Annotated in this window: 7 protein-coding genes; 4 read left to right on the top strand and 3 right to left on the bottom strand. The window is 58.6% G+C overall.

All coding sequences use genetic code 11. From position 1 onward, the window contains the following. Positions 1-36: 36 nt before the first annotated feature. Together ACI38B_RS06315 and ACI38B_RS06310 are read right to left on the bottom strand one after the other, a co-directional pair. Positions 37-813 (bottom strand): nitroreductase family protein, encoded by a 777-nt coding sequence (locus ACI38B_RS06315; protein WP_439730008.1) that lies wholly within the window; start codon positions 811-813, stop codon positions 37-39. Between the two features lie 313 nt (positions 814-1,126). Beyond that, a complete protein-coding gene (locus ACI38B_RS06310) occupies positions 1,127-1,573 on the bottom strand; it encodes a DUF4235 domain-containing protein (RefSeq protein ID WP_439730007.1) in 447 nt (148 codons plus the stop codon). Between the two features lie 158 nt (positions 1,574-1,731). Between ACI38B_RS06310 and ACI38B_RS06305 the strand changes: the two genes are divergently transcribed. Continuing rightward, positions 1,732-2,430: a histidine phosphatase family protein gene (locus ACI38B_RS06305; RefSeq protein WP_439730006.1), complete on the top strand. Its 699-nt coding sequence runs from the start codon at positions 1,732-1,734 to the stop codon at positions 2,428-2,430. 412 nt (positions 2,431-2,842) lie between these two features. Then, on the top strand, positions 2,843-4,174 hold the full coding sequence (locus ACI38B_RS06300) for an ABC transporter substrate-binding protein (protein WP_439730005.1): 1,332 nt from the start codon (positions 2,843-2,845) through the stop codon (positions 4,172-4,174). Between the two features lie 409 nt (positions 4,175-4,583). Here ACI38B_RS06300 and ACI38B_RS06295 read toward each other — a convergent pair whose 3' ends face one another. Then, a complete protein-coding gene (locus ACI38B_RS06295; RefSeq protein WP_439730004.1) occupies positions 4,584-5,606 on the bottom strand; it encodes a LacI family DNA-binding transcriptional regulator in 1,023 nt (340 codons plus the stop codon). Between the two features lie 327 nt (positions 5,607-5,933). Here ACI38B_RS06295 and ACI38B_RS06290 point away from each other — a divergent pair, with 327 nt between their 5' ends. Together ACI38B_RS06290 and ACI38B_RS06285 are read left to right on the top strand one after the other, a co-directional pair. Further along, positions 5,934-6,788, top strand: coding sequence for a carbohydrate ABC transporter permease (locus ACI38B_RS06290; protein WP_439730003.1), 855 nt, complete (start codon positions 5,934-5,936; stop codon positions 6,786-6,788). Further along, complete coding sequence (locus tag ACI38B_RS06285) at positions 6,785-7,645, top strand: carbohydrate ABC transporter permease (protein WP_412153758.1); 861 nt, start codon at positions 6,785-6,787, stop codon at positions 7,643-7,645. The genes ACI38B_RS06290 and ACI38B_RS06285 overlap by 4 nt, the downstream gene beginning before the upstream one ends. Positions 7,646-8,077 lie beyond the last annotated feature (432 nt).

Below are 8,077 nucleotides of genomic sequence, written 5' to 3'. Positions count from 1 at the left end.
GCAGGACGGCTCAGCAGGACTGCCCAGTGCGAGGGTTCAGCGCGAGAGGTCAAATCCTTGCGCCTGCGCGTCGCACAGCCCGCGATCGAGCGCCGATTCGTCCTCGGCGATGCTGGCGATCTGGTCGCTGAACGCATCCACTGGCCGCGAGGTATTGCGCAAATCGTAGTACTGGTGGACTTCCTCGTCGAACGCCGAGAGGCCCTTGATTGGCGTGTCGTCCGTGGGGTACGCGTTGTCGAAGAACTGCATGGAGCGAGGCATGCGTGGTTTGGACGCCGGCTCCTGATCAGGCTTGCCGATGGCCAGTCCAAGCACCGGGAACGTGTATTCCGGCAGCTTCAGCGCGGCGATCAGCTCGGGGATGTCGTTGAGAATCGAACCCAGAATCACGCAACCCAGTCCCATCGAGTTTGCGGCGGTTTCCATGGCATGTAAGGCGAGAACGGCGTCGTTCTGGGCCTGCGAGAACCGGTAGCCGTACCGCAGGGCAAAGCGTTCGGGGGAGACGTCCACGCCTTTTGCCTGTGCGATCATCGCGTTGCGGTGCTCGTCAAGGATGAACACGTACAGCAGCGGGGCGGTGGCGATGTACTCCTGATGTCCGATGCGTGCAAGCTTGCCCTTCAACTCGGGGTCGGTCACGCGGATAACCGACCAATCGTTGAGAAATTGGCTTGATGCGGCATGCTGGGCTGCGGATTCCAATGCGTCCACAGTGTCGGGGTCAATCGCCTCCGGCTTGAATTTGCGGATTGAGCGACGCTCGAGCAGGGCGTCGACAGCTGGCTGTGAAGAAATAGTCGTACTCATACAGCTATTGTCTCAGGCTCTAGTTACGGCCGCCCGGCGACTTTTGCTCTCCGTGAAGATATCCCGTGAAGATATCCCGTGAAGATATCCGTGAAGAGCCGCGGGAATAAGGCGTCATGACGTTGGTATGGTCGCATGGTGCTGTCTGACGATTGCAACGCTGTGGATTTGTGTCGGCGTTGATTGCGTGGTGACGTTGATCGCATGCTGACGTGGCGCGGTGGTGCTGAACGCACGTTGACCCGCGCGATGATTACGCAGTGCTTGTAGGCCTCGCACTGCGCGCTCGCTCTCCTACGCCCGTTTCCGTCAGTCAGCGATGATGGCGGGCGACGATGGACTGCGCCGCCATGCTGGACAGCTGGTTGGTTATCGCCGCGACCGCTGCGGATATCGCGGTGCGTGACAGGCTCGCGAACAGGCTCGTCGTGGCTTTCGTGTTCCCTCCGGCGATGCTTCGACGCTCGATGCCCGTCCATACCGATTGCATGACGCGCCCGACCACGATACCGGCAACGGTCGGCAGCGCGAACAGCAGGATCTTGTCACCGAGCGTTTCGGGGTCGCGCTCGCGGCGGGATTTCAACGCGGCGACAGCGTTGTCCACCGTTTGCAGACGCGCGATGATGGCATCCGCATTGGCGCTGCCTGTACCGGCTGCATTGAACGCATTGGCTGCATTGCCCGCATGGCCAGCGCTGCCCGGTGTTGGAACCGCCTTGGCTGTGTCTCGTCCGGTTGATTCGTTGCCTGTGTTCATACGTTCATGATATGTCATCCCCGCTGTTCAACGCGGCAATGACGCGGAATATTCGGCGTCGGACGGCACCCGGCATGGGTCTGAGCATCGCCCCATGGCCGAAAAATGATTTCCGGGATTTCCCTGACATCCAGCCGTCTGAGCGGTACAATGCCTCTATGACTGCAATTCATCTCCCCGGCGACGACGCCAAGAAACAAGGTCATCTCGTTCTGCTCCGCCACGGGCAGACTGTGTGGAGCGTGTCGGGGCAGCACACCGGACGCACCGACATCCCCCTGACACCAACGGGGCAGGATCAGGCACGGCAAGCCGGCGCGCGCTTGTTGCAGGCGTTCCCGCAAGGATTTGCACCAGACCATGTATTCGTCAGCCCGTTGCGCAGGGCACGGCAGACCGCGGCGCTCGCCAGATATCCGCAGGCCACGGTGCTTGACGGGCTTGCCGAGTGGGATTACGGCAGGGCGGAGGGTCATACCCGGCAACAGATCAGTGAGGCGAGCGGTTTCGCATGGGATGTGTGGCGGGACGGCCCGAGCCGGGTCAGCATGGAACTCGCCGGCGACTGGACCGCCACATTGCCTGGGGGCGAACAGGTGCCCGTGCACAATGGTGAGGGCGAGACCCTGGCGGAGGCGGCGGATCGCACGCGCGGCGTCATACGTCAGGTGTCGGCTGCGTTGGATGACGGGCATGATGTATTGCTCGTCGCCCACGCGCACATCCTGCGCATTCTGACCACGCAATGGTTGGGTGTAGATCCGCGCGACGGCAGGTTGCTGCGGCTTGACACGGCGCATTACTGCGTGCTGGGCCAGTATCATGGCGACCACGTGATCGTGCACTGGAACTGCTAGCTTTGCTGGGGCGGCAGACGCTGTTTCGTCCGCTCGGATCGCTTTGATTTGCCGGGGTCGCCGTGATTTGCCTGGGTGTCGGTTTGCCGGGGTCGCCGGAACGCTCAGCCCGGTGGCTGAACCTGCATCATGATGCCTGATACCCTCCGTTGATTGCGGCTCAGACAGGGGACAAAGAAGAAACGCCGTGTCAGCAAACGGTTGCATGTTGTGCAACTCTGCAAATCCCTTGAAACAAGCCATTTGTGCTCGCTTTGTCCGTTGAAAAACACGACACGCCGACAACTTTTCTTGCCATCGTTTGCAAAAATCCGAGGGAACGTGCATAATAGAAAGCGTCGAAAACAGAACGGCACGACGTAAGTGCCGACTTCCGAGCAACATCGGAACGACAGCGGAAGAGAAAGGTTCGATGATGAATCGTACAGTCAAGTCAGCGATCGCCATCGCAGCAGTGGCGGCCATGTCGGTTGGCGCGTTCGCAGGTTGCGGAAACTCCAGCAGCAGCGACAACGGCAAGGGCAAGGTCTACTACCTGAACTTCAAGCCGGAAGCGGCGGACCAGTGGAAGGCCCTCGCCAAGGAATACACCAAGGAGACCGGTGTCGAGGTCACCGTGTCCACTGCGGCGTCCGGCACCTATGAGCAGCAGCTCAAGAGCGAAATGGCGAAGAGCAACGCCCCGACCCTGTTCCAGGTTAACGGCCCTGTCGGCTATGCAAACTGGAAGGATTACACCGCCGACATGTCCAACACCGAGCCGTACAAGCAGCTCATCAACAAGAAGGTCGCGCTCAAGGACGGCAACAAGGTCGTCGGCGTGCCGTACGCAATGGAAACCTACGGCATCATCTACAACAAGAGCATCCTGAACAAGTACTTCGCTCTTGACGGTGCCAAGGCCAAGTCCATCGACGACATCAACTCCTTCGACACGCTCAAGGCGGTCGCCGATGACATGCAGGCCCGCAAGAGCGAGCTCGGCATCAAGGGCGCCTTCACTTCTGCGGGCTTCGATTCCAGCTCCGACTGGCGCTTCAAGACCCACCTGGCCAACCTCCCGCTCTACTATGAGTTCGAGAAGGACAAGGTGACCAACGAGCCGGCTAAAATCAAGGGCACCTACCTGCCGGAGTACAAGAACGTGTTCGATATGTACATCACCGACTCCACCACCGATCGCACGCAGCTGAGCTCCAAGACCTCTGATGATGCTGATTCCGAGTTCGCACTTGGTGAGGCAGCGTTCTACCAGAACGGCACTTGGGAGTGGGCTAACCTCCAGAAGGCGGGCATGAAGGCTGACGACCTCGGCATGATCCCGATTTACTTCGGCGTGGACGACGAGAACGAAGGCCTGGTCACCGGTTCCGAGAACTACTGGTGCATCAACTCCAAGGCTTCCGAGGCTGACCAGAAGGCCACCGCAGCCTTCCTCAAGTGGGTCATCACCTCGAAGACCGGCATCAACTCCATCAGCGACAAGATGGGCCTGACCACTCCGTTCAAGTCCTTCAGCGACGTGAAGATCACCAACCCGCTGACCCAGGCCGCTGTCGATGACCAGAACTCCGACAAGACCCAGGTCGCTTGGGACTTCACCTTCATGCCTTCCGAGACTTGGAAGAACAACCTCGGCAACGCGCTTCTCGAGTACGCTCAGGGCACTGGCAACTGGGATGCTGTCAAGACCGCGTTCGTTGATGGCTGGGCATCTGAGTACGCCGCAGCTCACGAAGGCTGATTCCCGATAATCTGAGGGCCGGTTGGAATCCGGCCGGCCCTCCCTGTTTTTCTCCTTTCTTCTTTGTTTGATGGTTGGAATGACCCCCACCGTGATCGCGGTGGGGGTCATTCTGTATGTGGGGTGTGGTGTAGGTCGTAGTGCGGGATGCGTTGCGGGCGGCTGCGGTTGATGTGCGTGTCGGCTCATCAGGTTGTTGTCTTACAAACTGTCTACGCGGGCTGGGGTCTGGGCGTCGCTAGTTTGAGAGGCATCCGCTGGGGTGCGCGTGACCATGGCATGAAAGCGCGCATCTGGCTCGCGCGAATCGGCGGTAATAGAAAACCGGTTATGCCGAGGAGCCTTTGGCATAACCGGTTTTCGTACTCGAAACTTGCTTGAATCTTGTTAGAACTTGCGCGGAGTTAGTTCAGTGTTCTTCCACCCGTGAGGTCGAGGAACGGACTACGAGGTGCGCCGGGAACAGCTCGTTGGGCTTGTCCACGGTCTCGCCCTCGATGAGCTTGAGCGTCTTGCGTGCGGCGGAGCGCGCCATATCGATGGGAAGCTGGCGGATGGTCGTCAGCCCGACATCGTGCGCGTAGGTGCTGTCGTCGTAGCCGATCACCGAGATATCCGACGGGACAGAGAACCCGTTGCGTTCCAGCTGGAAAATCAGCGGAATCGCAATGCCGTCCTCCTGGCAGGCGATGGCCGTAGGCATCTGCGGCAGGCTCAGGATCTGGGTGATGAGATTGTCGATGCGGTAGGTGCCTTCTTCGGCGGTGATCACCGATGGCTCGATGTCTTGTTCCCGGCAGTATCCGAGGAAGGATTCGATACGCTGCTGCACACTGAAATGCAGGGATTGCGCCGGGTTGGTACGAATGTACAGAATCCTGCGATGCCCGAGCTGGATTAGATGCCGTGCGGCCAGAATCGACCCCTGATGGTCATCGATGTTGACGGTTGCCGAAAAACCGTCCTGCAACACGGAATTCACGCCGATGATTGGCACGTCGATGCTGCTCAGCCGCTCGATCTCGTCTTTGTCGATATCGAAGGACGCGATGACCACGGCGTCGGCGTTCCGACGCACGGGCATGGTGTCGAAGAATTCCTTGCGCTGCTCGCGGCTTTCGATTTGGATGATGGACAGATCGTAGCCGGCGGCGGAGAACTCGGCGTTGAGCCCTTCGATAACAGACGCGGCGAACCAGTTGCTGATGTGGTTGCTGACCAGCAGTGCGATGCGCAGCGATTGGCCGGTTTTCAGCGCCGCTGCTGAACGGGATATCGAGAAGTTCAGTTCGTCGGCGATGGACAGCACCTTCGCACGCGTCTTCGGTGATACCAGGTCGGGGCGGGTGAATGAGCGCGAAACCGTGGAGATGGACACCTTCGCACGGTTGGCGACGTCTTGGATTGTAGCGGTCGTAGTGGGCTCCTTCATATCTTGCGGTTTGCGGCAGAAATGGTTCCGCCTTGGCGCGCATTTTGCATTCGGTTGCAATCATTTCCCGAAAAAAACAATAATCTCAGTATAGCAGTGTTGGAACCTAATATTGGCGGATGTCTTATATTACAGACACTTAAGCGATTAAGTGTAAAGCGCCACGCCGAAATGAAAACGTTTGTATTTTTCTCGGAACGCGCGTACCATAGGCATTGTTGGCTCGCGTAGTGGGTCGAAGTAGCTCGCCCACGAGCCGGATAGATTAGTTTTGCAAGCGTTGTCACTACGAGGTGACGGCGAGAGAGATAGAGAGGAGAGAGCAAGATGATCACCATGGCCGGCAAGTCCATTCGCCGCTGGTGGGCGCTGTTCGCGTTGCCAACCTTCGCGGCGTTCATCATCGGCTTCCTTGTGCCGTTCATCTTGGGCGTCTACTTGAGCTTCTGCAAATTCACGACGGTCACTGATGCCCATGTCGTGGGTCTGCGTAATTACCGTGTAGCACTTCAGGACAAGGAATTCTGGCATGCAATGGGGTACACGACGGCATTCACCATCGTGACCACCATCATCATCAACGTTGTGGCGTTCGCCATCGCGTACATGCTCACCAAGGCCTTCAAGGGCACCAACATCTTCAGGTCTGTGTTCTTCATGCCGAATCTGATCGGCGGCATCATCCTGGGTTATGTGTGGTTGCTGCTGCTCAACGGCGTGCTCGCCCACTGGGCAAAATCCATCACATACTCGTCGACATACGGCTTCTGGGGCATGGTCATGCTCCTGTGCTGGCAGCAAATCGGCTACATGATGATCATCTACGTCGCTGGTCTGCAGTCCCTGCCGACCGATGTCATCGAGGCTGCCGAGGTTGACGGCGCCAACGGGCGTCAGCGTCTGTTCAACGTCATCATCCCGCTCATGATGCCGAGCATCACCGTGTGCACCTTCCTGACCATCACCAACGGCTTCAAGATGTACGATCAGAACCTTGCGCTCACCAACGGCGCCCCGTCCAACACCTCCGAGCTCGTCGCACTCAACATCTACCGCACCTTCTACGGCCGTATCGGCTTCGAAGGCGTCGGCCAGGCGAAGGCCGTGGTGTTCTTCATCATCGTGGCGGTTGTGGCCCTGATCCAGAACCGTCTGACTTCCAGCAAGGAGGTTGAGGCATGAACGACGAAAAGGAAATCGACGCCTCGGAGCGCGTCCATCATCCGTGGGCTTGGACGATTTTCTTCACCATCCTCAGCTTGGTGTGGATCTACCCAATCGTCCTGGTGTTCATCAACTCCTTTAAGAAGAAGGTGTACATCTCCAAGAACGCGTTCTCTCTGCCCAACAAAGAGACGTTCGCCGGAATCGAGAACTACACCACCGGTATCGAGCGCACGAACCTTATCGGCAGCTTCGGCTGGACTGTGTTCATTACAGTCGGTGCCGTTGCGCTGATTCTGCTGTGCTGCTCCATGTGCGCATGGTGGATTGTCCGTGTGGACAACTGGGCTGCGCGTCTGCTGTACACGCTGTTCCTGTTCAACATGATCGTGCCGTTCCAGATGGTGATGTTCACCCTCTCCAAGCTCGCCGATATGCTGAGCCTCAACACCCCGTGGGGTCTGTGGATCGTCTACCTGGGCTTCGGCGCAGGCCTGGCGGTGTTCATCTTCACCGGCGTGGTCAAGGGCATTCCGCAGGAGCTTGAGGAGTCTGCAATGCTCGACGGTGCATCCGTGCCGCGCATCTTCTTCAACATCGTGGTGCCGATCATGCGGCCGTCCATCATCTCCGTGGCCATCCTTGAGACCATGTGGATCTGGAACGACTACCTGCTTCCGTACCTGACCCTCGACCTCAACAAGTACAAGACCATGTCGATCGCCGTGCAGTACCTCAAGGGCGGCTACGGTTCAGTCGATATGGGCGCGATGATGGGCTGCCTGGTGCTGGCCATCCTGCCGATCATCATCTTCTACTTGATCTGCCAGAAGTACATCGTGAAGGGTGTGATTGCTGGCGCAGTCAAGGGCTGAAATTCTTCCTCTGAACTCCTAACAATGAAGGCGGACCGGTTTCGACCGGCCCGCCTTCAGCGTGTTTGCGGTGATTTGCGGTGTTGCGGCGTTGCGGTGTTGCGGTGTCGTGTGAGGATTCGCTCACACGGGGGCGGTTAACTGGCTCGGACATGCCTGTCGGGACGGTAGACGGGTAGTTGTGCGAGGATTCGCTCACACGGTGGGCGGTTAACTGGCTCGGACATGCCTGTCGGGAAGGTAGACGGGTAGTTGTGCGAGGATTCGCTCACACAGTGGGGCGGTATCTTGGCGGGGACTGCTGGAGAGGGGTCGATTGGTGGCACTCTGTGAGGATTCGCTCACACGGTGCCGGAGTGTCTCTCCCAAACTGGTTTCGCTGAAGTGAGCGTTAGCGTAGACAGTTTGTGAAAGGGGCGCGGCTGGGCTGCG

Origin of the sequence: Bifidobacterium sp., from assembly GCF_051876855.1 — a bacterium.
In the GTDB taxonomy this organism is placed as follows: domain Bacteria; phylum Actinomycetota; class Actinomycetes; order Actinomycetales; family Bifidobacteriaceae; genus Bifidobacterium.
This window is presented reverse-complemented; position numbering and strand designations above follow the sequence as displayed.